The organism is Micromonospora rifamycinica (genome assembly GCF_900090265.1).
GTDB classification, from domain to species: Bacteria; Actinomycetota; Actinomycetes; order Mycobacteriales; family Micromonosporaceae; genus Micromonospora; species Micromonospora rifamycinica.
In genome coordinates this window covers 1415439-1431039 of record NZ_LT607752.1, presented here as the reverse complement: position 1 = coordinate 1431039, position 15601 = coordinate 1415439, and the positions used below count along the sequence as shown (strand labels likewise).

At 70.4% G+C, this 15601-nt stretch carries 10 protein-coding genes; 8 read left to right on the top strand and 2 right to left on the bottom strand.

The features are described from left to right. Nucleotides 1-16 precede the first annotated feature (16 nt). On the bottom strand, nucleotides 17-1042 hold the full coding sequence (locus tag GA0070623_RS06090) for a LacI family DNA-binding transcriptional regulator (RefSeq protein ID WP_067313812.1): 1026 nt from the start codon (nucleotides 1040-1042) through the stop codon (nucleotides 17-19). 552 nt (nucleotides 1043-1594) lie between these two features. Between GA0070623_RS06090 and GA0070623_RS06085 the strand changes: the two genes are divergently transcribed. From GA0070623_RS06085 to GA0070623_RS06050, 8 genes are all read left to right on the top strand, one after another. Further along, nucleotides 1595-2941: an ABC transporter substrate-binding protein gene (locus GA0070623_RS06085; protein ID WP_231932686.1), complete on the top strand. Its 1347-nt coding sequence runs from the start codon at nucleotides 1595-1597 to the stop codon at nucleotides 2939-2941. Continuing rightward, complete coding sequence (locus GA0070623_RS06080) at nucleotides 2938-3909, top strand: carbohydrate ABC transporter permease (protein WP_084261550.1); 972 nt, start codon at nucleotides 2938-2940, stop codon at nucleotides 3907-3909. Before GA0070623_RS06085 ends, GA0070623_RS06080 begins: the two co-directional genes overlap by 4 nt. After that, nucleotides 3906-4730 carry a carbohydrate ABC transporter permease gene (locus tag GA0070623_RS06075; protein ID WP_067313807.1) on the top strand — a complete coding sequence of 275 codons (825 nt, stop codon included), beginning with the start codon at nucleotides 3906-3908 and terminating at the stop codon, nucleotides 4728-4730. Before GA0070623_RS06080 ends, GA0070623_RS06075 begins: the two co-directional genes overlap by 4 nt. A 2-nt stretch (nucleotides 4731-4732) precedes the next feature. Further along, entirely contained in the window at nucleotides 4733-5887 is a 1155-nt protein-coding gene (locus tag GA0070623_RS06070) for a serine hydrolase domain-containing protein (protein WP_089003926.1), read from the top strand. A gap of 531 nt (nucleotides 5888-6418) precedes the next feature. Then, complete coding sequence (gene chvE, locus GA0070623_RS06065) at nucleotides 6419-7561, top strand: multiple monosaccharide ABC transporter substrate-binding protein (RefSeq protein ID WP_067313804.1); 1143 nt, start codon at nucleotides 6419-6421, stop codon at nucleotides 7559-7561. Nucleotides 7562-7647: 86 nt separating this feature from the next. Next, nucleotides 7648-9186, top strand: coding sequence for a multiple monosaccharide ABC transporter ATP-binding protein (gene mmsA, locus GA0070623_RS06060; RefSeq protein WP_067313802.1), 1539 nt, complete (start codon nucleotides 7648-7650; stop codon nucleotides 9184-9186). Beyond that, on the top strand, nucleotides 9183-10433 hold the full coding sequence (gene mmsB, locus GA0070623_RS06055; RefSeq protein WP_067313800.1) for a multiple monosaccharide ABC transporter permease: 1251 nt from the start codon (nucleotides 9183-9185) through the stop codon (nucleotides 10431-10433). Before mmsA ends, mmsB begins: the two co-directional genes overlap by 4 nt. Nucleotides 10434-10775: 342 nt before the next feature. Continuing rightward, on the top strand, nucleotides 10776-12881 hold the full coding sequence (locus tag GA0070623_RS06050; RefSeq protein ID WP_089003925.1) for a family 43 glycosylhydrolase: 2106 nt from the start codon (nucleotides 10776-10778) through the stop codon (nucleotides 12879-12881). 247 nt (nucleotides 12882-13128) lie between these two features. Here GA0070623_RS06050 and GA0070623_RS06045 read toward each other — a convergent pair whose 3' ends face one another. Continuing rightward, nucleotides 13129-15468, bottom strand: coding sequence for a beta-L-arabinofuranosidase domain-containing protein (locus GA0070623_RS06045; protein WP_067315745.1), 2340 nt, complete (start codon nucleotides 15466-15468; stop codon nucleotides 13129-13131). Nucleotides 15469-15601: the final 133 nt, after the last annotated feature.

The window sequence follows — 15601 nt, the reverse complement described above, 5'->3', positions numbered from 1 at the left end:
CCCGGGTGGAGCGGGGCTAGGCGGCCGGAGCGGCCACCGACCTGCGTCGCCGCAGCGGCATCGGGACCGGTGCAGGCTCGGCGTCGCCGCCGTCGAGGAGGAACTCGACCGCCCGCCGCCCCATCTGCTCGTGCGGCAGGGCGGTGGTGGTCAGGCCGGGACGCAGCCAGGCGGCGATCGGGTCGTCGTCGAACGACACCACCGAGATGTCGTCCGGAACGGTCAGCCCGGCCTCGGCGAGCGCCTGGTAGGCGCCGAAGGCCAGCCGGTCGTTCATGCAGACGATCGCCGTGGGCCGGACCGCCCGGCCCAGCAGGGTGTGCATCGCGGCGTAGCCGTGCTCGGGCAGCCACTCGGCGCAGAAGCACTCGGTCAGCAGCTCGACCCCGGCGTCGTCGAGCGCCCGGTGGATGCCGCGCAGCCGGGCCGGCGCGGCGAGGGAGACCTCGGCGTCGTCCTCCTTGAGCCGGTTGCGACCGATCAGCGCGATCCGGTCCCGGTGGCCGTGGTCGAGCAGGGCGGTGGCGACGGTGCGACCGGCCCGCTCGTCGTCGGGCAGCACCGCGGGCAGGTTCTCCGGGCTGGTCGCGTTGAGCAGCACCACCGGCCCGCCGAGGATGGCCGGGGGGACGGTCAACCGGCGGGTCGCCATCGCCGCGTAGATCACCCCGTCGACCTGCCGGTCGAGCATGGCCTCGATGGCGTACTGCTCGAAGGTGGCGTCGCCCTGCGTCTCGGTGATGAGCAGCACGTGGTCCCGCTCCCGGGCCGCGTCGAGCGCACCCCGGATGAGGCCGCCGGCGAACCGGGTGGTGGCGACGATGTCGGAGACGAACGCGATGGTGGCCGTCTTGCGGGTACGCAGGCTGCGGGCCGCCAGGTTGGGCCGGTAGCCCAGCTCCTCGGCGGCGGCGAAGACGCGCTGGTGCGCCTCGGCGGACAGTCGGGTGCCCTCCCGGCCGTTGAGGACCATCGACGCGGCGGTCTTGGACAGCCCGGCACGCCGTGCGACGTCGGCCAGGGTTGCTCTGTTGCGGGCCATCGGTCCTCCGAATCGGGGCGCCGTCACCGGCGCCGCTTCCGCCCATCATGATGCGTCGGCCCGCCCGGCCCGGTGCCGGCCGGTCGCCCGGCGTGCTGCCGGGAGCGCCCGTTCCGCGCCCCGGACGTCCGTCGGCACCGGGCCGGAAGTCCGGCCGGCACCGGCCGACCGCCCGGCGGGGTGCCGGTGGTCACCCCGGCGGGGTGCCGGAGCGTGTCGGTGGTCACCCGCGGGGTGCCGGTCGGGCGGGCCGGAGCGGACCTCCCCGGCGTGAACCAGGTGTTTCCGGACCGTTGCCATTTGGTCCTTGACAGCCCAACCCGCCGCGCGCATGCTCTGCTAAATCAGTTTAGCGGCTACTTTTGGCAGGCCGGTCGACACCCTCGGTCGTTCCGGCACGGTCAGCGGTGGTGACATCGCGCGCCGCGGCGACACGCCGGTCGCGACGTACCGTTGTGGCTGGTCAACCCGCCGTGACGAGTTCGGTGACCGGCGCGGCCGGTGGTCGCGGGACACTCGGAAGAGTCAAGGAGTCCTCAATTGGCTACATCATTGACAAAGTTCCCCCGCCGGGCGGCGCTGCTGGCCCCGGTCCTGGCGCTGGGGCTGGCCGTGACGGCGTGCAGCGCACCCGGAGCGGAGAAGTCGACGTCGACCGGCTCGGACGCCGCCGTCAGCACCGAACTCGGCACCGACCCGATCACCCTGGAGATGTACGCCGAGACCGGCTTCCCGCTGGCCAAGGCGCTGGCCGACGAGTTCACCAAGCAGCACCCGAACGTCACGTTCAACATCCGCGAGGACCAGTTCACGGTCATCGTGGAGAACGCGCCCCGGGTGATGGCCTCGGACAACGCGCCCGACATCATCCGGCTCCCCACCATGGTCGACCTGGTCAAGGACGACCTGCTCAAGAACCTCGACCCCTACTTCACCGCGTACGGCTGGGACAAGTTCCCCGCCTCCCAGCTCGTGCAGCTGCGGGTCGGCGACGGCGGCACCACCCGGGGCACCGGCTCGCTGTGGGGGATGGGCCTCGGCTACAGCGTCACCGGGGTGTTCTACAACAAGAAGCTGGCCGAGCAGGTCGGGATGACCCAGCCGCCGGCCACCATCGCCGAGTTCGAGGAGCTGCTGGCCAAGGCCAAGACCGCCGGGGTCCAGCCGATCATGCAGTTCAACAAGAACACCGCGGGGATCAACTTCCCGCACCAGGCGCTGCAGAACCAGTTCGGCGACCCGGCCCAGGTGGCGGACTGGATCTTCCAGAAGCCGGGCGCGACGTTCGACACCCCGGCCGCGCTGAAGGCCACCCAGACCATCCAGAAGTGGGCCCAGGCCGGCTACTTCCCGAAGGACGCCAACGCCCTGGACTACGCCAGCATGGTGGGCGAGTTCCAGAAGAACAACGGCCTGTTCATGTTCAACGGAGACTGGGAGTCGGCCAACCTCGACAAGTCGATGCCCGGCAACGTGGGCTTCTTCCTGTTCCCGAGCGAGTCGGCCGGTGGCAAGCACGTGGCGATGTCGGCCCCCAACACCTTCGGCATCAGCGCCAAGGCCAAGAACCCCGACGCCGCCGCGTTCTTCCTGAACTGGGTGCACACCAACGCCGCCGCCCGGGAGATCGCCGTCAAGATCGGTGGCTCCAGCCCGGGTGGCCCGAGTGACCTGGCCGTGCCGGCCGCCGCGCCCGACACCGTGCTGGCCGAGACGCTCAAGGCGTCGCAGCAGCTCGGTGCGGAGAACGGTGCGGTGGACTTCACCGCGAACGCCACCGGTGGCATCTTCGCCGCCGCGATCACGCCGGAGATGCAGAAGCTGATCGCCGGTCAGCAGACGCCCGAGGGGTACGTGAAGGCGGTCCAGGCCGAGTACGCGAAGGAACTGTCCCGATGACGTCTGCCCTCGGCAGCGCACCGACCGGGCGGGACGGCACCGGCACGTCGCCGGGCCGTACCCCCCGCCGGTCCTCCGCGCGGGCCCACCGACCCTGGTGGGCCCGCGCGGGCGGGACGGGCTGGCTCTTCGTCCTGCCCGCCGTGCTGATGTACGCCGCGTTCGTGCTGCGTCCGCTGGTGCTGACCATCCAGTACTCGTTCTACAACTGGAACGGCATCGGGGTGGCCCGCTGGGCGGGGCTGGACAACTACCGCACGGTGTTCACCGACGGCGACCTGCTGAAGATCATCGGCAACGCGCTGGTCCTGATCGTCTTCTTCAGCTTCGTCCCGGTCGCGCTCGGCCTGCTGGTGGCCAGTCTGGTCCGCCGGATCACCACCGGCGCGTTCGGCACCGTGGTCCGGACGGTGCTGTTCCTGCCCCAGGTCATCCCCCTGGTGGCGGCGGGCATCGCGTGGAGCTGGCTGCTGTCGTCGAACGGCCTGGTCAACCAGGCGCTCCGCGCGGTCGGCCTGGGCGGGGTGGCCCGTGCCTGGCTCGGTGACTTCGACACCGCGCTGCCCGCCGTCGGCGTCATCGGCGCCTGGGTCCTGCTCGGCCTCTGCACGATCCTGCTGGTCACCGGGATGAGCAAGATCGACCCCGCGCTGTACGAGGCGGCCCGCCTGGACGGCGCCGGCCCGGTCCGGGAGTTCTTCGCCGTCACCCTGCCCAGCCTGCGCCAGGAGATCGGGGTCTGCCTGACGGTGACCATCATCGCCGCCCTGGCCAGCTTCGACATCGTCTACATCTCGACCAGCGGCGGCCCCGGCCTGCAGACCACCGTGCCGGGCCTGGAGATCTACCGGCTGGCCTTCTCGCAGCGGCAGGTCGGGCTCGCCTCGGCCCTGGCCGTGGTGCTGATGCTGCTGGTGCTGGTCTGCGTGCTGCCGATCCAGCGACTGACCCGGGGGGACAAGCCATGAACCTGAGCCGGCGCGAGAACCTGACCGGCCGGGTCTTCCTGATCGTCCTGATCCTGGTCACCCTGCTGCCGTTCGTCAGCATGCTCTCCGCGGCGCTGCAACCGCGCGGCACCGTGCCCAGCGGCCTGACCTGGCCGTCGGACCCGCAGTGGGGCAACTTCGCCGACGCCTTCACGGTGTCGAACATGGGCGCGCTGCTGCGTTCCAGCCTGCTCATCGTGGCCGGTGTGGTGCCCGTGTCGGTGCTGATCGCCACCATGGCCGGGTTCGGGCTGGGCCAGCTGCGGGTGCCCGGTGGCCGGATCGTGTTCGGCCTGCTGCTGCTCGGGCTGACCCTGCCGTTCGAGGCGGTGGTGACCCCGCTCTACTACCAGATGCAGGACCTCGGCCTGCTCAACACCCGGTGGGCGATCATCCTGCCGTTGATCGGGCTCTACATGCCGTTCGCGGTGTTCTGGATGCGGGCGCACTTCAGCAACGTGCCGGTGGAGCTGTCCGAGGCGGCCCGGGTGGACGGCAGCACCACCTGGCAGCTCTTCTGGCGGGTCCAGGTGCCGCTCGCCCGGCCGGCCATCGCGTCGCTGACCATCCTGATGTTCCTCTGGACGTGGAACCAGTTCCTGCTGGCCATCGTGCTGGTCGACGACCCGGCCAAGCGGACGATGGCCGGCGCGCTCGGGGCGTTCCAGGGCCAGTGGGGCACCGACCTGGTGCTGCTGTGCGCCGGATCGCTGCTGATCCTCACCCCGACCCTGATCGTCTTCCTGATCTTCCAGCGTCAGTTCATCAAGGCCCTGATCCAGGGCTCACTGAAGGGATAGCAGTGGCCACGCAGCCGCAGATCCACGGCCACGCCGACGAACGCTACGGGCGGCTGGCCGACGTCTTCCGCGAGAACTTCACCGCCCGGGGGGAGATCGGCGCGGCGGTCACCGTCTACGTCGGCGGCCACCGGGTCGTCGACCTGTACGGCGGGACGGCCGACCCCCGCACCGGCCGGCCGTGGACGGCGCACACGCCGGTCGTCGTCTTCTCCTGCACCAAGGGGATCCTGGCGGTCTGCGCCTACCTGCTGGTGCAGCAGGGCCGACTCGACCTGGACGCGCCGGTCACCCGCTACTGGCCCGAGTTCGGCCAGCACGGCAAGGCCGACATCCCGGTGCGCTGGCTGCTCACCCACCAGTCCGGCCTGCCCGCGCTCGACCGCCCGCTGACCCTCGACGAGGTGCTCGCCTGGGAGCCGGTGGTCAAGGCGATCGAGGCGCAGACCCCGCTGTGGCGGCCGGGTACGGCGCACAGCTACCACGCGATGACGTACGGCTGGCTGATCGGTGAGGTGATCCGACGGATCACCGGCCAGCTCCCCGGCGCGTTCTTCCGCGACGCCCTGGCCACGCCGCTGGGCCTGCGGACCTGGCTCGGTCTGCCGGCGGCCGAACGGGACGCGGTCGCCTGGAACGTCGCCCCGCCGCCCGACCCGGAGCCGTTCGTCGACCCGGTGGCCGACCGGGGGATCACCATGGGGGGCGCGTTCGCGTTCCCGGCCGACGACGCCGGCCTGGTCAGCTTCAACGACCCGGCCATCCAGGCGGCCGGCGTCCCGGGCGCGGGCGCGGTGAGCACGGCCGACGGCCTGGCCCGGCTCTATGCCGCGTGCGTGTCGTCGGTGGCGGGACCGCCCCTGCTCGACCGGGCGTCGGTGGACGACGCGACAGTGGTGCGGGTCCGGGGCCAGCAGCGGCACGGCCCGCCGGACACCGGGCAGCGCTGGGGTAGCGGCTTCCTGCTGCACTCCCCGCCGGCCCGGCCGCTGCTGGGCGAGCGCAGCTTCGGGCACGACGGCGCGGGCGGGAACCTCGCTTTCGGCGACGACGCACACCAGGTCGGCTTCGGTTACGTGGTGAACCAGATGCAGGGCATGGGCGACGAGCGGGCCAACCTGCTGACCGCCGCCCTGCGCTCCTGCCTGGGCGGCTGACCGCCGACCCGGACGGCCCGGCCGCCACGTCACCCGTGGCGGCCGGGCCGTTCCCGTGTCCTGTGACGGCCGGGCCGTCGGGCCGGCCAGATCGGGCTGCCGGGTCGGGCTGCCGGGTCGGGCTGCCGGGTCGGGCTGCCGGGTCGGGCTGTCGGGTCGGGTCGGATGCCGGACGAGATCGGGCGCCGAATGGGTCCAGCAGGGCACGCGGGCGCGATTGCCCCGGATCGACGACAACCGTGTAACAAGCTCGAAACCGGCGTGCCGCCGATGCCGGTCCGACCGCCGTCCCGGCCGGCGGGGCGCGGGGCGCACGGCGGGCCGGAATCGGTGCCGTGGCAACGGAAGTCACCCTGTGTCAGACCCGTGGAGCAGCTGGTCGGCGGGCGACAAGTCGGAGACGCCCGTTACGAGACCGTGACGTCCGGATTTCCGGGCGGGTGTTGACGGGGGCGATGTGAGCGCTAACACTACCCCGAAAGGTGACAGGTGGTCCCCGCAGTCGGCGGGAGTTCCGGAGAGGAGAAACCTGTGCGCAGGAAATTCCTGGTCGCGCTCGGCGGCGCGGCACTGGCGTTCAGCCTTGCCGCGTGCAGCGGCGGGGGAGCGGGTAGCGGCGGCGACAGCAGCGACAAGAAGCCCGCCGATCTGACCATCGGCGTCTCCATGCCGACGCAGACCTCGGAGCGGTGGATCGCCGACGGCAAGGCGGTGAAGGAGAAGCTGGAGGCCAAGGGCTACAAGGTCGACCTGCAGTACGCCGGCGACGACATCCCCACCCAGTCCCAGCAGGTCGACCAGATGATCACGCAGGGCGCGGACGTCCTGATCATCGCGGCGATCGACGGCACCGCGCTCAGCGGCCAGTTGGACGCCGCCGCGGCGGCGAAGATCCCGGTCATCTCCTACGACCGGCTGCTGCTGGGCAACAAGAACGTCGACTTCTACGTCAGCTTCGACAACTACAAGGTCGGCGTCGCCCAGGCGACCGCCCTGCTGGTCGGCCTCGGCCTGCAGACCAAGGACGGCGGTAAGGGCACCGCGACCGGCCCGTTCAACGTCGAGCTGTTCGCCGGCTCGCTGGACGACAACAACACCCAGTACTTCTGGGGCGGGGCGATGGACACCCTCAAGCCGTTCATGGACAACGGCACGCTGAAGGTCAAGTCCGGCCAGACCCGCATCGAGCAGGCGGCGATCCTGCGCTGGCAGCAGGAGACCGCGCAGAAGCGGATGGAGGACCTGCTCACCTCCGGCTACAACGACGGCACCGTGGTCAACGGGGTGCTGTCGCCGTACGACGGGATCTCCCGCGGCATCATCACCGCCCTGCAGAACGCCGGCTACGGCAAGGGCGCCAAGAAGCTGCCCGTGGTGACCGGCCAGGACGCCGAGATCGCCTCGGTCAAGCTGATCAACGACGGGGTGCAGGGGTCCACCGTCTTCAAGGACACCCGGCTGCTCGCCGAGCAGGCCGTGATCGCGGCGGAGGCGTTCCTGCAGGACAAGGAGCCGCAGGCCAACGACACCAAGACCTACAACAACAAGGTCAAGGTCGTCCCGGCCTACCTGCTGCCGATCGAGACCGTCTACAAGGACGACATCACCAAGGTGCTGGTCGACTCCGGTTACTGGTCGGCCGAAGAGGTCGCCGCCGGTCAGGCCAAGAAGTAAGCCGGTCGTCGGGCGCGGCGGTGACCGACCGCCGCGCCCGACGCATCGCAAGCCCGCCTCAGGCTTCGACGATCAGGACGCTGACCATGGACGACACCATCCTCGAGATGCGACGCATCACGAAGACCTTCCCCGGGGTGACCGCGCTGGCGGACGTCTCCCTCGCCGTACGCCGGGGGGAGATCCACGCCATCTGCGGCGAGAACGGCGCCGGCAAGTCCACCCTGATGAAGGTGCTCTCCGGGGTGCACCCGACCGGCTCCTACGACGGTGAGATCGTGCTGGACGGCAAGCCGGTGCACTTCCGGGGCATCCGCGACAGCGAGTCCCAGGGCGTCGTCATCATCCACCAGGAACTCGCGCTGGTGCCGCACCTGTCGATCGCCGAGAACATCTTCCTCGGCAACGAGCGGCGCGGTCCGGGCGGCCTCATCGACTGGAACCGGGCCAACGCCGACGCCGCCGAGCTGCTGGCCTCGGTGGGCCTGCACGAGAACCCGGTGACCCCGGTCATCCAGCTCGGCGTCGGCAAGCAGCAGCTGGTCGAGATCGCCAAGGCGCTGTCCAAGAAGGTCCGGCTGCTCATCCTGGACGAGCCGACCGCCGCGCTCAACGACATCGACTCGGCGCACCTGCTCGACCTGCTGCGCCGGCTGCGCGACCAGGGCATCACCTGCATCCTGATCTCGCACAAGCTCAACGAGGTCACCGCGATCGCCGACGCGACCACTGTCATCCGGGACGGGCGCACCGTGGAGACGCTCTCCCTGGCCTCCGGGGAGGTCACCCAGGAGCGGATCATCCGCGGCATGGTCGGCCGGGACCTGGACAGCTTCTACCCCGACCGGGTCTCGTCGCCCGGGGAGGAGGTGCTGCGCATCGAGAACTGGAGCGTGCGGCACCCCACCCAGGACCGGCTCGTGGTCGACGACGCCAGCCTGGACGTCCGGGCCGGCGAGGTGGTCGGCATCGCCGGGCTGATGGGCGCCGGCCGCACCGAGCTGGCGATGAGCGTCTTCGGCCGGTCGTACGGCCGGGACGTGCGGGGCCGGCTGTTCGTGCGGGGCCGGGAGGTCCGGGCGAACAGCGTCGCCGAGGCCATCGAGCACGGCATCGCCTACGTCACCGAGGACCGCAAGCGGTTCGGCCTCAACCTCATCGACGACGTACGGCGCAACGTCTCCGCCGCCGCGCTGGGCCGGCTGGCCCGCTTCGGCTGGGTCAACGGCAACGAGGAGATCAAGGTCGCCGAGCAGAGCCGGCGCGACATGAACATCAAGACGACCAGCGTGATGGCCGTGGTGGGCAAGCTCTCCGGCGGCAACCAGCAGAAGGTCGTGCTGTCGAAGTGGCTGTTCACCAACCCGGACGTGCTGATCCTGGACGAGCCGACCCGGGGTATCGACGTCGGCGCGAAGTTCGAGATCTACACGATCGTCAACCGGCTCGTCGCCGAGGGCAAGGCGGTGATCCTGATCTCCTCGGAGCTGCCGGAGCTGCTCGGCATGTGCGACCGCATCTACACCCTCGCCGCCGGCCGGATCACCGGCCAGGTGCCGGTGGCCGAGGCGACCCAGGAGAACCTCATGGATCTGATGACGAAGGACAAGGAGCGCGTGGGATGACCAGCGTCAAGACCTCATCGCCGCCGTCCCCGCCGCCGGCCGGGAAGAGTCCGGGCGTCGCCCTGCACGCCGGCACCAGCGATCTGCGGGCGCTGGTGCTGAACAACCTGCGGCAGAGCGGCATCTACGTCGCGCTGGTCGTCATCGTCGGGCTCTTCGCCGTGCTCACCGACGGGGTGTCGCTGAGCCCCGGCAACATCACCAACATCGTGCTCCAGTACTCCTACATCCTGGTGCTGGCGATCGGCATGGTGATCATCATCATCGGCGGGCACATCGACCTGTCGGTGGGCTCGGTGGTCGCGCTCACCGGGGCGGTCTCCGCCGTGCTGGTCATCCGGGAGGGCTTCCCCTGGTGGGTCGGCATCCTGGCCGCGCTGGCGGTGGGCGTCGCGGTCGGCGCGTGGCACGGCTTCTGGGTGGCGTACGCCGGCATCCCGGCCTTCATCGTGACGCTCGCCGGCATGCTGCTGTTCCGGGGCCTGACCCTGCGGGTGCTGGACAACATCTCGCTGTCCCCGTTCCCCGCCGACTACCAGCAGGTCGCGGCGGGCTTCCTCAACGGCCTGCTCGGTGGGGACGGCTTCGACGCCTTCACCCTGCTGATCGGCGCGGTCGCGGTGGCCGGGTACGCGGTGAGCGGCTTCCGGACCCGGGTGGCCCGGGTCCGCTACCAGCAGCCGGTGGAGTCGTTCCCGCTGTTCGTCGCCCGGGTGGTGCTGGTGGGCGCGGTCATCATGTACTTCGCCTGGCAGTTGGCGCACGCCCGGGGCCTGCCGATCGTGCTGATCATCCTGGCCGCGCTGGTGCTGGTCTACGGCCTGCTCACCCGGCGTACCGTGTTCGGCCGGCAGGTCTACGCGATCGGCGGCAACCTGTCGGCGGCGATGCTGTCCGGTGTGAAGGTGCGGACGGTCAACTTCTGGATGTTCGTCAACATGGGCTTCCTGGCGGCGGTGGCCGGGGTGATCTACTCCTCGCGCTCCAACGGCGCCCAGCCCGCGGCGGGCAACATGTTCGAGCTGGACGCGATCGCCGCCGCGTTCATCGGCGGCGCGGCGGTCACCGGCGGGGTCGGCACCGTGGTCGGCGCGATGGTCGGTGGCCTGATCATGGCGGTGATGAGCAACGGCATGCAGCTCATGGGCGTCGACCAGTCCATCCAGTCGGTGGTGAAGGGTCTGGTGCTGCTCGTCGCGGTGGCCTTCGACGTCTACAACAAGCGTCGCGCCGGCTCCTCCCGCTGACCGGCGACGCGGCACCTGCCGCGTCGCACCTCCTCCTCGCCGGGCACCCCGGGTCAGGTCGGACCGTTCCGACCTGACCCGGGGTGTCGGCGTTTCCGCCCGCCGATCATGTCCGCGCTGTTTCAGCTTGACGAGCATCATGTTATCGCTCACAGTCTATGGATAGCTGAAGCCGTTCCCATAGCGGCTGGTCGGCAGGCCCGATCCGCCGCTGCACCGCGTCGTACGCCATCGCGGGCGCACCGCCGAGTGAACGTTGACATCGGCAGGCTTCGAACAATGTGACGACGGTGGCCCGCGTTCCCGGCGCGACCGTCGTGCCACCGTTCGTGAAGGAGGGTCATGGTAGCCATGGGAGAGGTGCCGATCGCGGTCCGTCGACGGCGCGGCTGGCGGTCACGGATCGTCGCCGCCCTGATGACACTGCTGGTCGGCGGCGGACTCGTCGTGGTCCAGTCGACCGGCGCCCAGGCGGCGACGGTGGACACCACCGCCTGGTACGTGCTGGTCAACCGCAACAGCGGCAAGGCGCTGGACGTCTACAACTTCGCCACCAACGACGGCGCGCGGATCACCCAGTGGACCCGCGGCGACGGCACCAACCAGCAGTGGCAGTTCGTCGACTCCGGCGGCGGCTACTACCGGCTGAAGTCGCGGCTGTCCGGGAAGGTCCTCGACGTCTACAACCTCTCCACCGCCGACGGCGCGTCGATCGTGCAGTGGACCGACGGCAACGGCACCAACCAGCAGTTCCGGCTCGCCGACTCCGCCGACGGCTACGTCCGGCTGCTCAACCGCAACAGCGGCAAGGCGGTCGAGGTGCAGAACGCCTCCACCGCCGACGGCGGCAACATCGTCCAGTACGCCGACTGGGGCGGCACCAACCAGCAGTGGCAGCTCGTCCGGGTCGACGGCGGCACCACCCCGACCACGCCACCGCCCACCACCCCACCGGCGAGCGGCTCGTTCACCAACCCGGTGGTGTGGCAGGACTTCGCCGACGTCGACATCATCCGGGTCGGCGACGCGTTCTACCTGTCCGCCTCGACCATGCACTACTCGCCGGGCGCCCCGATCCTGCGCTCCTACGACCTGGTCAACTGGGAGTTCGCCGGGCACTCGGTGCCCAAGCTCGACTTCGGCGCGAAGTATGACATGTCGGGTGGACGGGCGTACGTCAACGGCATCTGGGCGTCGACGCTGAACTACCGCCCGAGCAACCGCACCTACTACTGGGCCGGCTGCATCGACTTCGCCAAGACCTACATCTACACCGCCGCCGCCGTGGACGGGGCCTGGAACCAGCACGCCACCATCAACAAGTGCTACTACGACGCCGGCATGCTGGTCGACGACAACGACACCATGTACGTCGCCTACGGCAACACCCAGATCAGCGTGGCGCAGCTGTCCGCCGACGGCAAGAGCGAGGTCCGCAGCCAGCAGGTCTTCTCCACCCCGTCGAGCGTGGGCACCCTGGAGGGGGCCCGGTTCTACAAGCGCAACGGCAGCTACTACATCTGGCTCACCCGGCCGGCGAACGGCCAGTACGTGCTGAAGTCGTCGAGCCCGTTCGGCCCGTACGAGATGCGGCAGGTGCTGCTCAACATGCCCGGCCCGATCTCCGGCGGCGGCGTGCCGCACCAGGGCGGCCTGGTGCAGACCCCGGGCGGCCAGTGGTACTACATGTCCTTCGTGGACGCCTACCCCGGTGGGCGGGTGCCCGCGCTGGCCCCGATCACCTGGACCGCCGACGGCTGGCCGCAGATCCAGACGGTCAACGGCGGCTGGGGCACGTCGTACCCGAACCCGCTGCCGACCCGGCCGGTCAAGCCGCTGACCGGCACCGACACGTTCTCCGGCAGCACCCTCGGCCCGCAGTGGGAGTGGAACCACAACCCGGACAACAGCAAGTGGTCGGTCAACGACGGCCTGCGGCTGCAGACCGCCACGGTGACCAACGACCTCTACAGCGCCCGGAACACGGTCACCCACCGGATCCAGGGGCCGACCTCCACGGCCACCGTCGAGCTCGACTACTCGGCGTTACGTGACGGGGACCGGACCGGGTTGGCGGTGCTGCGCAACTCGTCGGCCTGGATCGGCGTCCGGCGGGACAACGGGGCAACCCGGGTGTCGATGACCAACAACCTCACCATGGACGGCAGTTGGCGGACCACCAACACCGGCACCGAGATCGCCTCGGCCCCGGTCAGCGGGGGCCGGATCTGGCTACGGGCCACCGCCGACATCCGCCCCGGGTCCGGCCGGCAGGCCCGGTTCTCCTACAGCACCGACGGGGTCAACTTCACCGCGCTGGGCAACGCGCTGACCCTCGACAGCAACTGGCAGTTCTTCATGGGTTACCGGTTCGCCCTGTTCAACCACGCCACCCAGGCCCTCGGCGGCACCAGCACGATCCGTCGGTTCCAGCTCAGCACCCCCTGACCGGTCCGGTCAGCGGACCGGGACGACCCGGGCCGCCCGTACCGTCGGCACCGCTGCGCGGGGCCGGTCGGTACGGGCGGCCCGGCCCGCGTCTGCGGGCGGTGCGGCCGCCCGCCCACCGCCCCCAGGGCCACCACACCCAGAGCCACCACGCACGGAACGGGGCCGCCCCCGCAAAGGGCGGCCCCGTTCGTGGGACCGTCGGCCCCGCACCGTCTCGCCGGCGGTGCGGGACCGACGGTGGTCCTCACGGGTTGGCGACGAACCGCCACCGGTTGTCCGGGCTGCCGTTGTCGGAGTCCTGGACGGCCTGCGCGCCCTGCGCGGTCGAGCCGTTGAGGATGCCGAGCAGCTTCCCGCTGTTCACGTTGCGGATCTTGTAGGTGCCGTCGCCCTGGTTGAGCAGGACCCAGCGGTGGTCCGCGGTGCCGTTGTCCGCCCACTGCAGGACCCGGGCGTTGTCGGCGGTGGACATGTTCTCCACGCCGAGCACCTTGCCGCTGTTGACGTTGCGGAACCGGACCGCGTCGCCGTCGGTCACCACCACCCAGTTGTGGTCGGCGGTGCCGGTGTCGCCCCACTGCAGGGCCAGCCCGCCGTCGGCGGTGGACATGTTCTGGATGCCGAGGACCAGCCCGCTGCCCACGTTGACGATGCGCGTGCTGCCGCCGCCGGTGCTGCCGCCGGTGGTGTTCCAGTAGACCGTGTAGTTGAAGCCGTGCGCGTCGTAGAACGGCCCGAGGTTGACCGTGGAGCCGTTCGCGGTGGCGGTGAACGCCAGCGTGCCGCTGTTCGTCCGGGTCACCGACGAGACGTTGAGCGACGGCAGGGAACTCAGCGCGGTGTTGCCGTAGTTGCCGGCCAGCACCGCCGGCCCGTACGTGAGGGCGCCGACGTTGGCGTTGTCGTTGGCCGGCTGCACCACGACCCTCATCGGCAGCCGGACGGTGACGGTGTCGCCGGCCGCCCAGGTGCGGGTGACCGTGGCGTAGCTGCCGGGGTTGGTGGCGACGCTCTGGGTCTCGCCGTTGACGGCGATCGTCGCGCCGGTGGCCCAGGCCGGGATCCGGACCCGGATGCTCCACGAGCCGCTCATCGACCCGGAGAGGGTGAGCGCGGTCGTGTCGCTGGCCGGGTAGCTGGTGCTCTGGGTGACCGTGATGCCGCGCTGTGACCAGGTGAGCACCGACGGCACGAACAGGTTCACCGTCAGCGTGGTGTCGTTGTAGAAGTAGATCGAGTCCATCAGCTTGGTGTTCGCCTCGATGCCGGTGCCCTGACAGCACCAGAACGAGTTGTAGTCGGTGCTCCAGGTGCCGCCGCCCCAGGCCGGCCCGACGCCCCGGCGGCCACCCGGCTTGAGCGGGGTGAAGTAGGTGACGTGGCCATGCCCGTCGGCCGGGTTCTGCGCGCCGACCACGTGGTTGAGCAGGGCCCGCTCGTAGAAGTCGAAGTAGGCGACCCGGTTCGGGTCGAGCAGCCACAGCTCCCGGGTCAGCTTGAGCATGTTGTGCGTGTTGCAGTGCTCGCAGGTGTCGTTGGTCAGGTACCCGGCGATCGCGTTCGGCGGGCGGAAGTGCTCCGCCTGGCTGTTGCCGCCGATGACGTAGGTGTGCGCGTTGACGGTCATGTTCCACGCGTTGCCGGCGATGTCCCGGTAGCGGGTGGTGCCGGTCGCCTTGAACTCCCGCGCCGCGCCGATCCACTTGGGCACCTGGGTGTTGGCGTGCTTGCCGTTGAGCTGGTCGGAGTTGCTGGCGAGCGGGTTGAACACGCCCGCGTGGTCGAAACGCTGGGCGACGGTCAGCCAACGCCCGTCCCCGGTGTACTGGTAGAGGTCGGTCAGTGCCTCGTTCATGCCGCCGAACTCGGTCTCCAGCATCGCCTGCATCTGGTTGTAGCTCAGCCGCGAGGTGCGGGTGTCGACCCAGCCGGCCAGCGCCAGCAGCACCGAGCGGGCCTGCGTGTTGCCGATGTACCGCCACACGTCGAGCAACCCGATCAGGGTCTTGTGGATGCAGTAGTAGGGCACGTTGCCGTTGGACAGCGTCCGGGCTTCCAGCGCCGAGAAGTCCGACTCGGGGAAGCCGGACAGGTAGCCGGCGGTGAACCCGGCCGCGCCGTTGTTGGCCTGGCACTTGGCCAGCTCGGCCACCATGTAGTTCGCCTTGTCCCGGCAGGTGGTGTCACCGAGCACCGCGTACGCCTGGGACCAGGCGGTGAGGAAGTGCCCCTGCATGTGGGTGCGGAACGGGAAGGACGGCGCGTCCCAGCCCCCGTTGGTCGCGGCCCCGTTGGTGCCCAGCCGGTGGTTGGCCCGGAAGTTGTAGAGCATCCGGTCGACGTCGACGAACCGCAGGTAGCTCAGCGTCCGGTTCTGGTTGTCCAGCAGCCGGCCGGCGGTCAGCCGGACCTGACCCAGCTCGAACGGGTACGCGGAGACACCCAGGTCCGGCCGCGCCGGGGGGACCACCAGCGCCGCGGCGGCCGGCCCGGACCCGAGCAGGGTGCCACCCGCGGCGGAGGCGAGCGCGGTCGCGCCGGCGGCCTGGAGAAGTTGGCGTCGGTTGAGGGACGGGAAGGACATGGGAACCTCCAGCGGACCGGATCACGGGCGAACGCCCGTCCGGGTGGGTCTTGCGGACGGTGGTGTCGGTGGTGGGGTGCCGGCCCGCTCCGGTGGGTGAGCGGGCCGGCGTGCCTGTCAGCCGTGCGACAGG